Origin of the sequence: Nonomuraea sp. PA05, from assembly GCF_008086045.1 — a bacterium.
GTDB classification, from domain to species: Bacteria; Actinomycetota; Actinomycetes; order Streptosporangiales; family Streptosporangiaceae; genus Nonomuraea; species Nonomuraea monospora.
The window spans coordinates 534,123-550,736 of the sequence record NZ_VSEY01000001.1; the positions used below are offsets into that span (position 1 = coordinate 534,123).

General features: G+C 72.0%; 13 protein-coding genes. 11 read left to right on the plus strand and 2 right to left on the minus strand.

Translation table 11 applies throughout. The features are described from left to right. Nucleotides 1-2: 2 nt before the first annotated feature. Genes FXF51_RS02735 through FXF51_RS02755 form a run of 5 tightly spaced genes read left to right on the plus strand, consistent with a single transcriptional unit; the run spans nucleotide 3 to nucleotide 5,572 of the window. The gene (locus tag FXF51_RS02735) at nucleotides 3-1,355 is read left to right on the plus strand and encodes a nucleotide disphospho-sugar-binding domain-containing protein (protein WP_148432595.1); all 1,353 of its coding nucleotides are present in this window, start codon (nucleotides 3-5) and stop codon (nucleotides 1,353-1,355) included. Between the two features lie 35 nt (nucleotides 1,356-1,390). Next, nucleotides 1,391-2,374, plus strand: a complete 984-nt coding sequence (gene rfbB, locus FXF51_RS02740; RefSeq protein ID WP_148432596.1) for a dTDP-glucose 4,6-dehydratase — start codon at nucleotides 1,391-1,393, stop codon at nucleotides 2,372-2,374. Nucleotides 2,375-2,392: 18 nt separating this feature from the next. Continuing rightward, a complete protein-coding gene (locus FXF51_RS02745) occupies nucleotides 2,393-3,664 on the plus strand; it encodes a class I SAM-dependent methyltransferase (protein WP_148432597.1) in 1,272 nt (423 codons plus the stop codon). A gap of 13 nt (nucleotides 3,665-3,677) precedes the next feature. After that, entirely contained in the window at nucleotides 3,678-4,418 is a 741-nt protein-coding gene (locus tag FXF51_RS02750) for a class I SAM-dependent DNA methyltransferase (RefSeq protein ID WP_148432598.1), read from the plus strand. Continuing rightward, nucleotides 4,418-5,572 carry an aminotransferase class I/II-fold pyridoxal phosphate-dependent enzyme gene (locus FXF51_RS02755; RefSeq protein WP_148432599.1) on the plus strand — a complete coding sequence of 385 codons (1,155 nt, stop codon included), beginning with the start codon at nucleotides 4,418-4,420 and terminating at the stop codon, nucleotides 5,570-5,572. Before FXF51_RS02750 ends, FXF51_RS02755 begins: the two co-directional genes overlap by 1 nt. Nucleotides 5,573-5,581: 9 nt before the next feature. Here FXF51_RS02755 and FXF51_RS02760 read toward each other — a convergent pair whose 3' ends face one another. Continuing rightward, nucleotides 5,582-8,704 (minus strand): AfsR/SARP family transcriptional regulator, encoded by a 3,123-nt coding sequence (locus tag FXF51_RS02760; RefSeq protein ID WP_148432600.1) that lies wholly within the window; start codon nucleotides 8,702-8,704, stop codon nucleotides 5,582-5,584. 261 nt (nucleotides 8,705-8,965) lie between these two features. Next, on the minus strand, nucleotides 8,966-9,157 hold the full coding sequence (locus FXF51_RS02765; RefSeq protein ID WP_148432601.1) for a hypothetical protein: 192 nt from the start codon (nucleotides 9,155-9,157) through the stop codon (nucleotides 8,966-8,968). Between the two features lie 298 nt (nucleotides 9,158-9,455). Between FXF51_RS02765 and FXF51_RS02770 the strand changes: the two genes are divergently transcribed. The 6 genes from FXF51_RS02770 (at nucleotide 9,456) to FXF51_RS02795 (ending at nucleotide 16,567) form a co-directional block, all read left to right on the plus strand. Further along, nucleotides 9,456-9,800 (plus strand): hydroxyisourate hydrolase, encoded by a 345-nt coding sequence (locus tag FXF51_RS02770; RefSeq protein WP_148432602.1) that lies wholly within the window; start codon nucleotides 9,456-9,458, stop codon nucleotides 9,798-9,800. A gap of 5 nt (nucleotides 9,801-9,805) precedes the next feature. After that, the gene (locus FXF51_RS02775; protein WP_148432603.1) at nucleotides 9,806-11,539 is read left to right on the plus strand and encodes a 2-isopropylmalate synthase; all 1,734 of its coding nucleotides are present in this window, start codon (nucleotides 9,806-9,808) and stop codon (nucleotides 11,537-11,539) included. 16 nt (nucleotides 11,540-11,555) lie between these two features. Continuing rightward, complete coding sequence (locus tag FXF51_RS02780) at nucleotides 11,556-14,330, plus strand: AAA family ATPase (protein WP_148432604.1); 2,775 nt, start codon at nucleotides 11,556-11,558, stop codon at nucleotides 14,328-14,330. A 62-nt stretch (nucleotides 14,331-14,392) separates the two neighbouring features. Beyond that, nucleotides 14,393-14,602 carry an acyl-CoA carboxylase epsilon subunit gene (locus FXF51_RS02785; protein WP_148432605.1) on the plus strand — a complete coding sequence of 70 codons (210 nt, stop codon included), beginning with the start codon at nucleotides 14,393-14,395 and terminating at the stop codon, nucleotides 14,600-14,602. A 71-nt stretch (nucleotides 14,603-14,673) separates the two neighbouring features. Then, nucleotides 14,674-15,591, plus strand: coding sequence for a hypothetical protein (locus tag FXF51_RS02790; protein ID WP_222871090.1), 918 nt, complete (start codon nucleotides 14,674-14,676; stop codon nucleotides 15,589-15,591). Nucleotides 15,592-15,601: 10 nt separating this feature from the next. Further along, entirely contained in the window at nucleotides 15,602-16,567 is a 966-nt protein-coding gene (locus FXF51_RS02795) for a DUF1702 family protein (protein WP_148432606.1), read from the plus strand. The last annotated feature ends 47 nt before the right edge of the window (nucleotides 16,568-16,614 follow it).

The following is a 16,614-nucleotide window of genomic DNA, read 5'->3' on the forward strand; positions in this document are numbered from 1 at the left end:
CGATGCGCGTGATGTTCACCGTCTTCCCCGCCCCGGCCCACTTCCTGCCCATCGTGCCCTACGCGTGGGCGCTGCAGGCGGCCGGGCACCAGGTCTGCGTGGCCGCGCCGCCCGGCGTGGCCACGGGGGTGGCCGTGCCCGACTTCCACAAGGCGGTCACCGCCGCGGGCCTGACGGCGGTGTCGTGCGGCGAGCCGGAACGGCTGTCGGTGCACGACCGGGGCTATCCGGGCTTCGCCGACCTCATCCCCACGATCGAGGAGAGCGAGCGGCTGGTGGGCGCGCTCGGGATCAGCCCGGCCGAACGCGCGCCCTGGGACGTCTTCCACCACTTCGCGCTGCTCACCATGCGCAACTACCACCCTCCAGTGCCGCGCCAGGACGTCGTGGCCGTCGTCGAGTTCGCCAAGGAGTGGCGGCCCGACCTGGTGCTGTGGGACCCGTGGTTCCCCTGCGGGGCGGTGGCCGCGCGCGCCTGCGGCGCCGCCCACGCCCGCGTGCTGCACTCGCCCGACTACACGGCCTGGGCGACGGAGAAGTACGCGGGAAGCGGCGAGCGCAACCCCCTCATCGGGGTCGTCGAGCCGCTGGCGGAGCGCTACGGCCAGCAGGTGGACGAGGAACTGCTGCTCGGCCACTGGACCGTGGACCCGTTCCCGGCAGGGATGCGCCTGCCCACCGGCGTCACGCGGCTGCCTGCCAGGTACGTCCCGTACACCGGCGGCGGCCTCATGGCGGACTGGCTGCGCAGGCCGCCGTCCCGCCCCCGCGTCGCCCTGTCGCTCGGCGTGTCCATGCGGTCGTTCTTCAAGGGCGACTGGGGCCGCCTGGCCAAGCTGATGGAGGCGGTGGGCGGCCTGGACATCGAGGTGATCGCCACGCTGGACGCCAACCAGCTCCTCGACCTGCCGGGCCCGCCGCCCGGCAACGTGCGCGTGCTGGAGTACGTGCCGCTCGACCAGCTCCTGCCGACCTGCTCGGCGATCATCCACCACGGCTCCATCGGCACGTTCGTGGCGGCCTCCGCCGCCGGCGTGCCGCAGCTCATCTGCGACACCGACGAGCCGAGCCGCATCGTCGGCACCCCCGTCGAGGGCGGCATCGACTGGGACCTGAAGTGCCAGAAGCAGCTCACCGCCGGCCGCACGTCCCGGTACGTGACAGAACGCGGCGCCGGCGTCCGGCTGAACCACCAGACGCAGTCCGCCGCGGACATCCGCGCGCAGCTGCGGCGCGTGCTCGACGAGCCCTCCTTCCAGAAGGGCGCGCAGGGCATCCACGAGGACTGGCTGGCCACGCCGAGTCCGACCGACATCGTCACCGAGCTGGAGCGGTTGACCGCCGCCGCCAGATGACCGGCGACCCTTCAATCCTCAGAGGAGACGGACAAGTGCGGATCCTGGTCACCGGCGGTGCCGGTTTCATCGGCTCGGAGTTCGTCAGGGCGACGTTGCGCGACGAGCCGGCCACCCGGGTCACCGTCCTGGACAAGCTCACCTACTCCGGCAACCTGGCCAACCTCGACCCCGTCGCCGGCCACCCCGGGCTGCGCTTCGTGCACGGCGACACCGCCGACCCGCTCGTCGTCGACGAGGTGACGGCGGGACAGGACGTCGTCGTGCACTTCGCCGCCGAGACGCACGTGGACCGGTCGATCATCAGCGCCACCGACTTCGTCAGGACCAACGTGCTCGGCACGCAGACGCTGCTGGAGGCGGCGCTGCGGCACGGCGTCGGCCGGTTCGTGCACGTCTCGACCGACGAGGTGTACGGCTCCATCGAACGCGGCTCGTGGACCGAGGAGACGCCGCTGGCGCCCAACGTGCCCTACGCGGCCTCCAAGGCCGGCTCGGACCTGCTGGCCCTGGCCTTCCACCGGACGCTCGGCCTGGACGTGGTGGTCACCCGGTGCACCAACAACTACGGCCACTACCAGTTCCCGGAGAAAGTGATCCCGCTGTTCGTGACCAACCTGCTGGAGGGCCGCCCGGTGCCGCTCTACGGCGACGGCGACAACCGGCGCGACTGGCTGCACGTCTCCGACCACTGCCGGGCCATCCGCCTGGTGCTCGAACGCGGGCGCCCCGGCGGGGTCTACCACATCGGCGGCGGCTGCGAGCTGACCAACCTGGAGCTGACCGCCCTGCTGCTCGACGCGTGCGGCGCCGACTGGGACCTGGTCCAGCACGTGCCCGACCGGCCCGGCCACGACCTGCGCTACTCCCTGGACATCTCCAAGATCCAGCGGGAGCTGGGCTACGCGCCCGCCGTCGCGTTCACCGACGGGCTGGCCGCGACCGTCGAGTGGTACAGGAACAACCGGTCCTGGTGGGAGCCGCTGAAGCACCGCGAGCTCGCGGCCGCCATCCGCTGAAGATCACTAGGAGTAGTCATGCAGGAGATCGTCCGACGACTTGACACCTGCCGGGTCTGCGGCGGGGACGACTGGCTGGAGGTCACCTCCTTCGGGCCGGTGCCGCTCGCCAACGGCTTCCTCGACCCCGCCGACCTGCCCGCGCACGAACCCGCCTACCCCGTGGACGTGATCGTGTGCCGCGGGTGCAGGCTGATGGCCATCAGGCACGTGATCCGGCCCGACGTGTTGTTCCGCCACTACGTGTACGTCACCTCCGAGTCCGACCAGATGACCGGCCACATGAGCCGCATCGTCAGGTGGTGCGACCGCCGCGCCGGGCTCGCACCCGGCGACCTGGTGGTGGAGCTCGGCAGCAACGTCGGCCTCCAGCTCGCCATGTTCCAGGAGCGGGGTCAGCGGGTGGTGGGCGTGGACCCGGCCGAGAACCTCGCCGAGATCGCCAACGCCCGCGGCGTCCGCACGCTGCCCGAGTTCTTCGGCGGCGACCAGGGCAGGCGCGTGGCCGCCGAGCTGGGCCAGGCCAAGCTGGTGCTGGGCCGCCAGTGCTTCGCGCACATCGACGACGTGCACAACGTGCTCGACGGGGTGACGGCCGTGCTGGCGCCGGACGGCGTGCTCGCCATCGAGGTGCCCTACCTGGTGGACCTGCTGCAGGAGAACCAGTTCGACACCATCTACCACGAGCACCTGTCGTACTACTCCGTCCACACGCTGGGACGGCTGTTCGCCCGGCACGGGCTGCGGCTGATCGACGTCGAGCGGGCCGCCGTGCACGGCGGCTCGATCGTGGTCTTCGCGGCCAGGGAGACCGCGCAGCGCGAGCCGGCGCAGGTCGTGGCGCGGATGCACTCCCTGGAGCGCCAGCTCGGCCTGGAGTCAGACGAGGTCTTCCTGGAGTTCGGCGCCCGCGCGCACGAGGTGATCGCGCAGGTCCGCGACCTGGTGCGCGGCCTGGCCGCCGAGGGCAAGGTCGTCGCCGGGTACGGCGCGCCGTCCAAGGGCACCACGCTGCTGCAGTTCTGCGGCCTCGGGCCCGCCGAGCTGCGCTTCTGCAGCGACACCACCACCCTCAAGCACGGCAGGCTGCTGCCGGGCACCCGCATCCCGGTGTACTCGCCCGAGCAGGCGCGCGCCGAGCAGCCCGACTACTACCTCCTGCTGGCCTGGAACTACGCCGCGGAGATCCTGTCCAAGGAGGAGGACTTCCTGCGGCGGGGCGGGCGGTTCATCATCCCCATCCCGCAGCCGAGAGTCGTCGCCGCCGAGCCGGCCGCGGCAGTGGCCTGAAGGAGGTCGTCCGATGGAATACGGGTCCGATCACGCCGAGTACTACGACCTCATCTTCCGCAGCCGCGGCAAGGACTTCGAGGGCGAGGCGAAAGACCTCGCCGCGATCGTCCGCACCCGCGCGCCGCGCGCGGCGTCCCTGCTGGACGTGGCCTGCGGCACGGGCGCGCACCTGGAGACGTTCGCCAAGATCTTCGACCACGTCGAGGGGCTGGAGCTGTCGCCCGACATGCGGGCGGTGGCCGGGCAGCGGCTGCCCGGCGTCCGCGTGCACCCCGGTGACATGCGCGACTTCGACCTCGGCCGCGTCTTCGACGCCATCACCTGCATGGGCAACGCGGTCGGCGAGCTGGGCTCGCCCGAGGACCTGCGGGCCGCCATCGGCGCCATGGCCGCGCACCTCGCGCCGGGCGGCGTGCTGGTCGTCGAGCCGTGGTACTTCCCCGACAACTTCCTGGACGGCCACGTCGGCGGGCACCTGCACGTCGAGGAGGACCGCGTCGTGTCCAGGATGACGCACTCGCGCCGCGAGGGCGGCAAGAGCCGGCTGGAGGTGCGCTTCCGCGTCGCCGACGCCGCCGGGTTCAAGGACTTCTCCGAGGTGCTGCACTCCAGCCTGTTCACCCGCGAGCAGTACACCGCGGCGTTCGAGGCGGCCGGCTGCCGCACCGAGTTCCTGCCCGGCTTCCAGCTCTCCAACGGCCGCCCTAACAGCCCCGGGCTCTTCGTCGGCATGCTCGACGGGGTGGCGTGATGGCGTCCTGGGACACCCTGGTCGTCGGGCGGCCCAACGTCGGCGAGCGCGACCGGCTGATGCGGCGCCTCGACGGCGTGCTCGACCGGCTCTGGCTGACCAACAACGGCCCGCTGGTGCGCGAGTTCGAGGAACGCATCGCCGCGGTGGCCGGCACCAGGCACGCCGTCGCCACCTGCAACGCCACCACCGGCATTCAGATCGCCGCCAGGGCCGCCGGCATCAGGCCCGGCGACGAGGTCATCGTCCCCTCCTTCACCTGGGTCGCCACGGCGCACGCGCTGGAGTGGATCGGCATCGTCCCCGTCTTCTGCGACGTGGACGAGACCACCGCCAACGCCGATCCCGAGCACGTCGCCCGGCTGATCGGGCCCAGGACGCGCGGCATCCTCGCCGTGCACGTCTTCGGCCGGCCGTGCGACGTGGACGCGCTGACCCGGCTGGCCGCCGAGCACGGCCTGACCCTGCTGTTCGACGCCGCGCACGCGCTCGGCTGCACCTACCGCGGCAAGCCGGTCGGCGGGTTCGGCACGGCGGAGATCTTCAGCTTCCACGCCACCAAGTTCGTCAACAGCGTCGAGGGCGGCGTCATCACCACCGACGACGACGCCTACGCCGCCCGCGTCAGGGCCCTGCGCAACCAGGGCATCGACCCGGCCGGGCGGATCGCCGGCCCCGGCACCGTCGCCAGGATGAACGAGTTCTGCGCCGCCATGGGCCTGACCTCGCTCGACGCCATCGACTCGATCGTCTCGGCCAACCGGCGCAACCAGGCGGTCTACGAGGAGCACCTGGACGGCGTGCCGGGCGTGCGCGTGCGCGGGCAGGCGCCCGGCGAGCGCGCCAACTTCCAGTACCTGGTGATCGAGGTGGACGAGGCCGTGGCCGGGATCCCGCCCGAGACGGTGCTGGAGGACCTGCTGCGGTACGACGTGCACGCCCGGCGTTACTTCTCGCCGATCTGCCACCAGGTCGAGCCGTACCGGTCGGCGCCCGAGCGGCACATCCCGCTGCCGCTGCCGCGCGCCGAGGCGCTGGCCCGCCGGGTGCTCTCGCTGCCGACCGGGCCCACCGTGGGGCCGGGCGACGTGGCGGCCGTCTGCGGGATCATCAAGGAGTCGGTCTCCCGCGCCGGACGCCGCCTCGTCGCTTGACGATCGCTGTCAGGACGTGGCCTCGGTGATCGGGAGGTCCGCGGGGCCCGCCCGGTGGCTGACCGAGGCCAGGTGGTCGAGCACCAGCTTGCCCGTCCGCTCGTCCACGTGCTCGACCAGCTCCATCACCCGCGTCACGGCCCGGTCCGACGCGGTCGTGTCGCCGATCGACCAGAGCGCGTCGCTCAGCTTGATCAGCGTGCGCGCCTCCAGCAGCGGGATCCGCGTCTGGCGGTAGAGCAGCGCCGCCTTGCGCAGGTTCTCCACACCGTCGCGGGGCCGGTCGGCGGCCACGGCCAGCTCGCCCAGCCCCGCCAGCGCGTGCGCCTCGACGAGCTTGTGCCGCGACCGCCTGGCCAGCGCCAGCGCCTTGTCCAGCAGGGTGTCGGCGTCGGCCAGCCGGCCGCGCCGCACGTTGGCGACGCCGAGCCCGTGCAGCGCGTACGCCTCGCCCGTGGTGTCGCCGATCTCCTGCACGATCGTGAGCGACTCCTCGAACGCGCCCGCCGCCAGGCCGAACTCGTTGGCCTGGAGGTGGATGCGGCCCATCCGGTGCAGCACCTGGGAGACGATGCGCCTGCTGCCGCCGTCGCGCCCGCGTACCAGCGCCTCGGCCAGCAGGATCTTGGCCTCGTCGATGTCGCCGCACTCGGCTCTGATCGCCGCGAGGTTCTGCAGCGTGATCGCCGCTTCGAGCTGGTCGCCGATGTCGGTGAAGATGATCAGCGCCTGCTCCAGGTGGTGCATCGCCTCGTGCAACTGGCCGTCGATGCGCTTGAGGAAGGCCAGGTTGCGGGTGGACCTGGCGACCAGCGGCACGTCGCCGATGCGCTCGAAGATGGTCAGCGCGGCCTCGAAGTCGCGCCTGGCGTCGTCGAAGCGCTGCTCGGTCTGCGCCAGCGAGGCGCGCACGATGAGCATCTCCGCCTGGCCGCGCTCGTCGCGGCCCTGACGGGCGGCGTCCAGCGCGATCTCGTGCGACTCGCGCCAGTCGTCGAGGTAGCCGCGCAGCTCGAAGAACGGCTCGGCGTTGCTGGCCATGCGCCAGCACAGCTCGATCAGGCCCGCCTGGGCGGCCTGCCTGATGCCGGAGACGAGCAGGTGGCGCTCGCGCTCGAACCAGCCGATCGGGTTGGAGACCAGCCTGTCCACCAGCGCCTCGGGCAGCCAGGAGTCGATGCCGACCTTCTCGCGCGACTGGTCGGAGGCGCCGTACTCGCGGTCGTGGGCCGCCTTCAGCAGGCAGTGCAGCGCGTTCAGCACCCGGGTCAGGGCCGCGGTGCGCTCCGCAGGGTCCTCCTCGGCGGCCAGCCGCTCGCGGGCGTACACCCTGATGAGGTCGTGGAAGCGGTACTGCACCCGGGAGGCGCCGCCGGTGCCGATGACCTCCACGAGGTGGGCGTCGGCCAGGTCGTCGAACAGGTCCTGCGCGCTGGTCAGCGGCTGGGCGAGCACCGCGGCGCCCGCCCAGGCGGAGAAGACGGGCGAGTCGAGCAGGGCCAGCCGCCTGAACAGGCAGCGGGCCGGCGCGCTGATGTTCTCGTAGGTCAGCGACAGGCTGGCCCTGATGCCCATGTCGCCGTGGCTCAGCTCGTCGAGCCTGCGGGCCTCGTCCCTGAGGCGGTCGACCAGGTGGTCCACGCCCCAGTGCATGCGCACGGCCAGCCGCGCGCCCGCGATGCGCAGCGCGAGCGGCAGGCAGCAGCACAGCTCGGCCAGCGCGGCGGCGGACTCGGGCTCGGAGAGCACCCGCTCCTCGCCCGCGATGTGCGACAGCAGCTCCACCGCGTGCGAGACGTCGAACTCGGCCACGCCCACCTGGGTCGTGCCGGCCAGGCCGCCGAGCCGGTGCCGGCTGGTCACGATGACGGCCGACGGCGGGTTGCCCGGCATCAGCGGCAGCACCTGGCTCTCCGACTCGGCGTCGTCGAGCACGATCAGCACCTTGCGGTCGGCCAGCAGCATGCGGAACATCTCCGCCCGCTCCACCAGCGTCTCGGGCAGCTCGGAGCCGCGCACGCCGAAGGCGCGCAGGAACCGGTCGAGCACCTGCATGGGGCTGACCGGCCTGGCCAGGGCGCCGTGCAGGTTGGCGAACAACTGGCCGTCGGGGAAGTGCTCGGCGATGGTGTGCGCCGCGTGGATGGCGATGGTCGTCTTGCCGATGCCGGGACGCCCCGCGATGGCGACGATGGGCACGGCGAAGCGGGCGTCGCCGTCCAGCGGCATGGTCAGCCGCCTGCTGATCCGGTCGATCTGGTCCTGCCTGCCGACGAAGTCCGCGATGTCCGCGGGCAGCATGCGCGGCACGGCGGGGATGGGCGTGACCGCGACGGGCTCGGCGGCCGGCGTCACCGCCGCCGCCGCCGCGGGCGGGCTGGGCGCGGCGAGGCTGTCGTCGGCGCCGAGAATGGCGGCCTCCAGCTGCTGGAGCCGCTCGTTCGGCTCGATGCCCAGCTCGTCGACCATGCTGCGCCTGGCGTCGCGGTAGGTCTGCAGCGACTCGGCCTGCCTGCCGGAACGGTACAACGCGGTCATGAGCTGGGCGATGAGCCCCTCGCGCAGCGGGTTCTCCTTGACCAGCCGGCTCAGCTCGCCGACCAGCTCCTGGTGGCGGCCGAGGTCCAGTTCGAGCTGGACGCACTCCTCGTTGGCGGTGATCCGCTGCTCGGTGAGCCAGCTTCCCAGCGCCTGCACGTACCTGCTCTCGATGCCGTCCAGCGCGGGCCCGCGCCACAGCGCGAGGGCGCTGCGGTAGTGGCTGATGGCCTCTTCGGGCTGCCGCTGCTCGCGGGCCTTGCGGGCCCTGCCGACCAGGTTGTCGAAGCGGTGCGCGTCGATGGACTCCATCGGCGCGCGTAAGGTGTATCCCTGCCGGGTCGTGACGATCATTTCCGCGTGACCGTCTCTGTTGATCAGCCGGCGCAGCGCCGAAATACAGATCTGCACTTGCGCCCGCGCCGTCGCTGGCGGATCATCGTCATAGATCGCCTCGACCAGGCGGTCAAGCGTGACCGAACGATTGGCGTTGAGCAGCAGCACCGCGAGCACGATTTGTTGTCGCGCTCCGCCAGGGCCGAGTTGCCGACCGTCCGCGGATACTTCGAGGGCCCCCAGTACACGAAATTCCACGCATATCTCCTCGAAGAGATTGTCCGCAACGATGGTCGTTCTGACGTGCGTGGTCCAATAAGCTCACAGTCGATGTAAGGCCAGTGGTCCAGCACCCCCGTACGGCCGCCCGCCATTGGGACGGCCGAGGCGATAGGGCAGACTGCTCGCAGTGTGACACCTTGTTTGCCTTTGGGCGGACCCTGGTTTGGTTGTCCAGGATCGTACATCGCTGGGCGATGTGTTACCAGCTACTGCGTGGCTTGAGCTTGCAGTCCGCCGCTACTCCCAGGGGCTGTCGGCCAGTTCCCACGGGCTGTCGATCTCCCAGGGGCTGTCGATCTCCCACGGGCTGTCGATCTCCCAGGGGCTGTCGGCGGCGGCGGCGGGGGAAGCCAGGCCGGCGATGGAGCCGAAGATCGCGACGATCGAGATGAGAATCAGGGCCGCCAGCTTGCTGAAGCGTGTACTCATTTCGATCTACCTCCGTGTCGTCTTTCGCACCGGTTGTGCGTTCGGCGACGACGCTCACAGCAGCCGCAATTCACTCCGCATCGCGCGGCTTTCACCCGGATATCGGCACTGGTAGAAGCGCGGGACTATCGCTTCGCAATGGCGTTCCATCGCCCCGCCTTCGGCTCGCTATCGTCCGGCGATAGCGGTTCGATAGAACACGAAAGGGCGGGCGATAGCCGGGCTGTGCATGGTGGGGGAGAACACGCGGGCAAGGTGCCCGCGGTAGCTCGTTTCTAGCCCTGATGGGTGTGGTGACATGGGAATCTCGGTAGAGGCGCAGGACGCGGTCTACGGCCGCCCTGCCGCGGGCATGGAGGTGCGCCTCGAACGCATGGCCGACACCCAGTGGGTGCTCGACGGGAAATCCGAGATCGGTCATGAAGGCTATGTCGAAGAATGGCTGACGCTCGATCTGAGCCGCGGGCTCTATCGCGTCGTATTTTTCGGCGAGCGCTACTTCGGGGCGCTCGGGCTCAGCTCCGCTTATCCGGAGATAAGCGTGACGTTCCGCATGCTGGGCGATCAGGACGCGAGCGAGTACAAAATTCAGGTCTGGCTCTCGCCGTATTCCTATTCCACTTACTTCGGTTCGAGGATCTGATCGACATGAAGGCCTCCAGGTACAGCTCGCCCCCGCGGATCCCGCTCGACGACCGCTCCTGGCCGGACGCCACCCTCGGCGCGCCGCCCCGATGGCTCTCGACCGACCTGCGCGACGGCAACCAGGCGCTGTCCAGGCCCATGTCGCCCGAGCGCAAGCTCGTCATGTTCGACCTGCTCGTGGGCATGGGCTACAAGGAGATCGAGATCGGCTTCCCCACGGCGAGCCGCGACGAGCACGACTTCGTGCGCCTGCTCATCGAGCGCGGCCACATCCCCGACGACGTGCTCGTCTCGGTGCTCACGCCGGCGCGCGAGGAGCTCATCGAGGCCACGATGGCGAGCCTGCGCGGCGCCGCCAGGGCCACGCTGCACCTCTACAACGCCACCTCGCCGGCCGCCAGGCGGCTGGTGCTCGGCGTCAACCGCCAGGAGTGCAAGGACCTCGCCGTCCACGGCACCCACCTGGTCATGAAATATGCCGACTCGCTGCTCGACGGGTGCGACCTGCGCTTCCAGTACTCACCCGAGCACTTCAACGACACCGAGCCGGACTTCTCCCTGGAGGTCTGCGAGGCCGTCATGGACGTCTGGCAGCCCGGCCCCGACCGGCCGATCACGCTCAACTTCCCCACCACCGTCGAGCGCTTCACGCCCAACCTGTTCGCCGATCAGATCGAGTGGATGGACCGCCACCTGAGCCACCGCCCGCACCGCTGCCTGTCGGTGCACCCGCACAACGACAGGGGCACCGGCGTGGCGGCGGCGGAGCTGGCCATGCTGGCCGGCGCGGAACGCGTCGAGGGCTGCCTGTTCGGCAACGGCGAGCGCGCCGGCAACGTCTGCCTGGTCACGCTCGGCCTCAACCTGGCGGCCCAGGGCATCGACCCCGGCATCGACTTCGGCGACCTGGACGGCGTGCGCCGCATCGTGGAGGAGTGCACCGGCATCGCCGTCTCGCCGCGCCACCCCTACGGCGGCGACCTGGTCTACACGGCCTTCTCCGGCGGTCACCAGGACGCCATCAAGAAGGGCTTCGACGCGATGGCCTCGCAGGCGGCGGTCGCCGGGCGCGACCGGTCCGAGCTGCCGTGGGCGGTGCCGTACCTGCTGGTCGACCCGCAGGACGTGGGCAGGACCTACGAGGCCGTGGTGCGCGTCACCAGCCAGTCGGGCAAGGGCGGCGCCGCCTACGTGATGAGCTCCCGCTACGGGATGAACCTGCCCAGAGGGCTGCAGGCCGAGTTCGCCCGGCTCGTCCAGTCGCTGGCCGACGACGGCGGCGAGGTGGCGCCCGAACGGATCATGGAGGCGTTCGCCGACGAGTACGTCGTGCCCGGCGTGCCCGCGTTCGAGGCGCCGGGCGCGGTCGCCACCCTGCACATCGACGGCGAGCCCGACGGCGCCGACTGGGCGGCGACGATCGCCGCGATCCGGACGGCGATGGAGCGGCGCGGCCTGGTGACCCGGGTGGTGCGGCTCATGGGCGGGGCGTCGGTGCGGCGCGGCGAGGAGATCGCCGTGTACGCCGAGTGCGACCTGGACGGCGACGCGGTCTGGGGCGTGGGGATCGAGCCGGACGTCTGCGCGGCGGCGCTGGCCGCCGTCGGCTCCGCGATGGCCAGGGCTCGGCGCGACGGCCTGCTTCCCAGCGGGCTCCCCGGAGGGACGCGCGACGACGGGCCCAGGGCCCGGCGGCTCGGGCCCATCAGGCTCAGACGCGTGATGGCGAAACGATAGAGATCGGAATAGGGCCATGGCCTTGATCGAGCGCCAGGAAGAGCTGTCGAGCCTTGAGAGGCTCATCGCGGGCGCGGCGCTGGGCGAGGGCAAGATCGCCCTCGTCAGCGGCCCGTCGGCGATGGGCAAGAGCGCGCTGCTGGACGCCCTGGCCGAGCAGGCGATCGACGTGGGCGCCCTGGCGATCACGGCGACCGCGTCCAGGATCGAACAGGGCCTGCAGCTCGGCGTGCTGCGCCAGCTCATCCAGGACGCGCCGCTCGTCCCGGCGGAGCGCGAGCGCGCCGAGCGCCTGCTGGAGGAGGGCCGCAGGAGCGCCACCGAGCGCGCCGGCAGCGAGCTGCTCATGGAGGAGCAGGTCGTGCACGCGCTGATCACCGTGCTGCTGGAGCAGTCGGAGCGCTACCCGCTGGTCATCCTCGTGGACGACGTGCACCACGCCGACCGGGCCTCGCTGATCTGCCTGGCCTACATGGCGCGCAGGGTCAGGGGCGCCAAGGCCGTGACGGTGTTCGCGCACAACGACGGCTACGCCCACGACGACGTGTTCGGCACCGACGTGCTGCGCCTGCCGCACTGCCGGCGGCTGCGGCTGGCGCCGCTGTCGCGCCGGGGCGTGGCCGCGCTGATGGCGGGCCGGGTCGGCCTGGGCGCCGTGGACCGCTTCATCGACGAGTGGTACGCGCTCAGCGGCGGCAACCCGCTGCTGGCCGCCGCGCTGGCCGAGGACTACCGCGGGCTGCTGCGCACCGCCGACGCGCCGCCGTCCGAGCTGGTCGTCGGTGAGCAGTTCGACCAGGCCGTGCGCGAGTGCCTGCGGCGCGCCCATCCGCGTACGGCGCAGGTGGCGCAGGGGCTGGCGATCCTCGGCGCGCGCGAGGGGCTGGAGGAACTGCTCGGCCTGCCCGGCTTCGACGTCGGCAGGGAGCTGGACGCGATGGCGGCCATCGGCCTGCTGGGCTCCGGCACGTTCCGGCACGAGGCCGTCAGGTCGGCCGTCCTGGCGGGCACCGAGCTGGACCGGCGCCGCGAGCTGTATCGCGGCGCGGCCGAGCTCGCCTACACCAGGGGCCTGCCGCCGTGCGTCGTGGCGGACCTGCTGCTGCACGCGACCGGCGTCGACGCCTCCTGGGTGGTGCCCACGCTGGAGGAGGCCGCGATGATCGCCCTGCGCGAGGGCCGGGTCGAGGAGGCCATCTCCTACCTGAAGCTCGCCTGGCGCCAGTGCGCGGACGAGTCGCGCCGCGCCGAGATCATGACGATGCTCGTCCGCGCGCAGTGGCGGCTCAACCCCGCCGCGCCCGCGGGCCACCTCGACCTGCTCGCCGAGGCCATGACGAACGGCAGCCTGCGCGGCAGCGACGCCATCGTGCTGGCCCGCGCCCTGCTCTGGCACGGGCGGTTCGACGACGCCCGCGAGGTGCTCGACCGGCTGACCGGCGAGATGGACGCGGCGGACCACGAGACGCGCGCCGAGCTCCTGGTCACCCAGCTCTGGCTGCGCGCCACCCACCCGCCGCTCGTCGCCCGCACGCGTTACCCGCGCAAGGCGGACGTGCTGGCCGGCATGGTGTCGGGTGCCGTCAGCAGGCGGATGGAGTCCACCCTGGCCCTGGCCGAGGTGGTCACGCGCGGCCCGCGCGAGTCCAGCCTGAGCACCGTCGAGCGCATCCTGGAGAGCACCCACCTGGACGAGATGTCCATGGACGTGGTGGAGAACTCGCTGCTCGCCCTCACCTACGCGGGCCGCTGCGGCCGGGCCGCCCCGCTGTGCGACCAGTTCAGCGCGGAGGCCTCGGCCAGGCAGGCGCCGAGCAGGCAGGCCAGGCTGGCCGCGATCCGCGCCGAGATCGCGATCAGGCAGGGCGACCTGCCCGCCGCCGAGCGGCACGCCCGCACCGCGCTGGAGACGATCCCGATGAGCAGCTGGGGCGTGGCCATCGGCGGCCCGCTGGCCAGCATGATCAACGCGCTCACCGCGATGGGCCGCCACGACGCCGTGCGCGAGTACCTCGACCGCCCGGTGCCCAAGGCGATGTTCCAGACCAGGTACGGCCTGCACTACCTGCACGCCCGCGGCCGGCACAACCTGGCCGCCGAGAGCTTCACCCTGGCCATCCACGACTTCCTGCGCTGCGGCGACCTGATGACGACCTGGGGGCTCGACAACCCCTCGATGATCCCGTGGCGGGCCGACGCGGGGGAGGCGTGCCTGCGCGTGGGCCAGGCGGAGGAGGCCATGAACCTCATCGAGGCGCACCTGGCCGCCTGCGACCACGCCGCCCACCGCGCCAGGGGCATCGGCCTGCGCCTGCGGGCCGCCGGGGCCGAGCCGCAGCGCCGTCCCGCCCTGCTCAGGCAGGCCACGGAGTACCTGCAACTGGCCGGCGACAGGTACGAGCTGGCCAGGGCGCTGTCCGACCTGGCGGAGGCGTACGACGCGCTGGGCGACGGCAGGCGCTCCCGCACCATCGCCGGCCGGGCGCTGGCGGCGGCGGAGGAGTGCCGGGCCACCCCGATGATCAGCGCGCTGAGCCGGGCGACGGAGGCGGACGACGTGCCCGCGCCACTGCCCGCGCCGCTGTCCGAGGCGCTGATCGAGGCGCTGAGCGAGGCCGAGCGGCGAGTGGCGGCCCTGGCGGCGGCGGGATACGCCAACCACGAGATCGCCGACAAGCTGTACATCACGGTCAGCACGGTTGAACAGCACCTCACCAGGACCTATCGCAAGCTGCACATCACCGGCCGCGCCGACCTTCCCCTGATCCAGGAGTTCGGCGACCGGCCCTGAGCCTCCCCGCAGGGCATGCGGGAAGTTGCCGCCGCCCGCCCGCGCGGGTGATCGTCGATGGTATGGAACTGACCGTGGTCCGGGGCACGGCGACCCCGGACGAACTGGCGGCCATCGCCGTGGCCGTCGCCCGGTGCCTGGCACGCGCCGGAGGCGACAGGGAGACCCGATGGGCCGAGTCCGGCAGGCCGTCGCCGCGCGGGCCGCTGCCCCCCGCCGGGCCTGACGGCTGGCGGCTGAGCGGCTGGTCAGCCGGGCGCGATCTGTGGTGATCGCCGCCGTTGCCCGAGATCAACTCCCGCCTCATATTGGGGGTGACGATCGACAACCGCGGAGGTCAGGCATGAGCGAGACGGCGAGGGTCGAAGTACAGCCGACGGGCGCGCGGGCGCCCCGCAGGAGATGGCTGCTGGTCACGATGAGCTGCCTGGCGGGGTTCCTGCTCACCGTCGTGTGGTCGGCGAGCTTCGTCGACACCACCATCGGCGGCACCGTGACCGACACCCTGCTGGGCGAAGGGGCCGGTGAGCGGCCCATCGCGGGCGCGGTGGCCGGCGTCGTCTTCGCGTTCGTCAGCGGCCTGGCCGGCACGTTCACCGCCTGCAACATCGCGGTCTTCGGCGCGGTGGCGCCGCTGGTGTCGGAGGGCGGGCAGGCCAGGCGCCTGCTGGCGCCGCTGGGCTGGCTGGCCCTGGGCATGACCGCCGTGTCGGCGCTCTACGGCGCGCTCGTCGGCGCCGTCGGCGTCGCGATGCCGCAGTTCTCCACCGCCCAGAACGTCGCCGGCGTCCTGTCGGCGCGCAGCGTCCAGTCGATGGTCGTCTTCGGCGTCATCGGCCTGGCCATGCTCTACCTGGGCCTGGCCGCGATCGGCCTGGTGCCCGACCCGTTCGCCCGCGCGCCGCGCGCCCGCCTGGTGTTCCTGGGCGCGCTGGTCGGCGGGTTCCTCATCGGCCGTCCCTTCCCGCTGTTCCGCCACCTGTTCAGGCACGCGGCGGAGAGCGGCAACCCGCTGTACGGCGCGGCGGCCTTCACCCTGCAGTCCCTGGGCAACGTCGTCCTCATGGCGGTGCTCTTCCTGCTCGTGGCGAGGTTCGGCGGCGGCCTGCGGCGCTGGCTGCAGGCCAGGCCCGGCCGCGTCGCCGCGGTGACCGCGGCCACCCTGATCGTGGCGGGCGTGTTCACCTTCCTGTACTGGGACCTGCGGCTGCTGGCCCGCAGGGAGATCATCCCCTGGTACCCCGTAGCGCCGTGGTCCTAAGGAGACGACCATGTCAACGTTGCTCGGCTCGCTGCGCAGGCTCGTCCTCGCCCCTTCCCTGGAAGCGGTGAGTTTCGCCGGGCGCGGCTTCCCCGGCGCGCCCTCGGCGGCGACGGCCCGGCTGGAGGCCATCCCCCAGGCCGTGGTGTGCGGCTTCGAATGGGGCATCGACGCGCGTGACCAGTGGGAGGTGGAGCGCAGGCTGGCCCTGGTGGACCCGGAGCAGCGCGGCTTCGCCTACGAGGGCGCCACGATGGCGTTCACGGTGCGCGACGTCATGCCGGGAGGGGGCGCCCACCGCACCCGCGACCTGCTGCTCGGCCCCGGGCAGCCGCACATCTTCCTGGCCTACATCGGCATCGGCTTCGCCATGGCCCGCCTGCCCCGGCCGCTGTGGAAGAAGGTGCTGCCCGACCTGTCCGGCACGCCGTACCATCCCACGATGAGCTGGCTGGCCGTGGACGGCTACGGCTTCGACCTGGCCTACTTCCACACCCGTACCTGGGTGGAGGGGCAGCGGCAGCCGGACCCGTACCCGTGGCTGGGCGATCCCGGCTACTTCACCCGCGCGGCCGACCAGGGCGTCGGCCGCGCGCTGTGGTTCATCCACGGCGGGCGGGTGGCGGACGTGTCGGCGGCGGTGCGGGCCTTCGCCTCGCACCGGCAGCCCGACCTGTGGAGCGGCGCCGGCCTGGCCGCGACGTTCGCGGGCGGGTGCGACGGCGAGGGCCTGGACGCGCTGCGAGAGGAGGCGGGCGAGCACCGGGCGCACCTGGCGCAGGGGTCGGTGTTCGCGGTGAAGGCGCGCCATTACGCGGGATTCCTCCCGGCGCACAGTGAAGCGGCGGGCGCGGTGCTCACCGGCCTTTCCGTGGCCGATACGGTCGCGCTCGCCGACAGTACGGCGGATGAGGAATACGAAGTGTGGCGCGGTCGTATCCGCGCGCATTTCGCCACGGAAAAAGCCGGTCGCTGAGCGAATCCCGTTCCTCCTGACCGGACGGGTGGCTCGACGCTGCGCTG

What these genes read in the sequence shown, in the direction of transcription:
- FXF51_RS02735 (WP_148432595.1), top strand. Translation starts at nt 3, where the DNA reads ATGCGCGTGATGTTCACCGTCTTCCCCGCCCCGGCCCACTTCCTGCCC.
- FXF51_RS02745 (WP_148432597.1), top strand. Translation starts at nt 2,393, where the DNA reads ATGCAGGAGATCGTCCGACGACTTGACACCTGCCGGGTCTGCGGCGGG.
- FXF51_RS02750 (WP_148432598.1), top strand. Translation starts at nt 3,678, where the DNA reads ATGGAATACGGGTCCGATCACGCCGAGTACTACGACCTCATCTTCCGC.
- FXF51_RS02755 (WP_148432599.1), top strand. Translation starts at nt 4,418, where the DNA reads ATGGCGTCCTGGGACACCCTGGTCGTCGGGCGGCCCAACGTCGGCGAG.
- FXF51_RS02765 (WP_148432601.1), bottom strand. Translation starts at nt 9,157, where the DNA reads ATGAGTACACGCTTCAGCAAGCTGGCGGCCCTGATTCTCATCTCGATC.
- FXF51_RS02770 (WP_148432602.1), top strand. Translation starts at nt 9,456, where the DNA reads ATGGGAATCTCGGTAGAGGCGCAGGACGCGGTCTACGGCCGCCCTGCC.
- FXF51_RS02775 (WP_148432603.1), top strand. Translation starts at nt 9,806, where the DNA reads ATGAAGGCCTCCAGGTACAGCTCGCCCCCGCGGATCCCGCTCGACGAC.
- FXF51_RS02780 (WP_148432604.1), top strand. Translation starts at nt 11,556, where the DNA reads ATGGCCTTGATCGAGCGCCAGGAAGAGCTGTCGAGCCTTGAGAGGCTC.
- FXF51_RS02785 (WP_148432605.1), top strand. Translation starts at nt 14,393, where the DNA reads ATGGAACTGACCGTGGTCCGGGGCACGGCGACCCCGGACGAACTGGCG.
- FXF51_RS02790 (WP_222871090.1), top strand. Translation starts at nt 14,674, where the DNA reads ATGAGCGAGACGGCGAGGGTCGAAGTACAGCCGACGGGCGCGCGGGCG.
- FXF51_RS02795 (WP_148432606.1), top strand. Translation starts at nt 15,602, where the DNA reads ATGTCAACGTTGCTCGGCTCGCTGCGCAGGCTCGTCCTCGCCCCTTCC.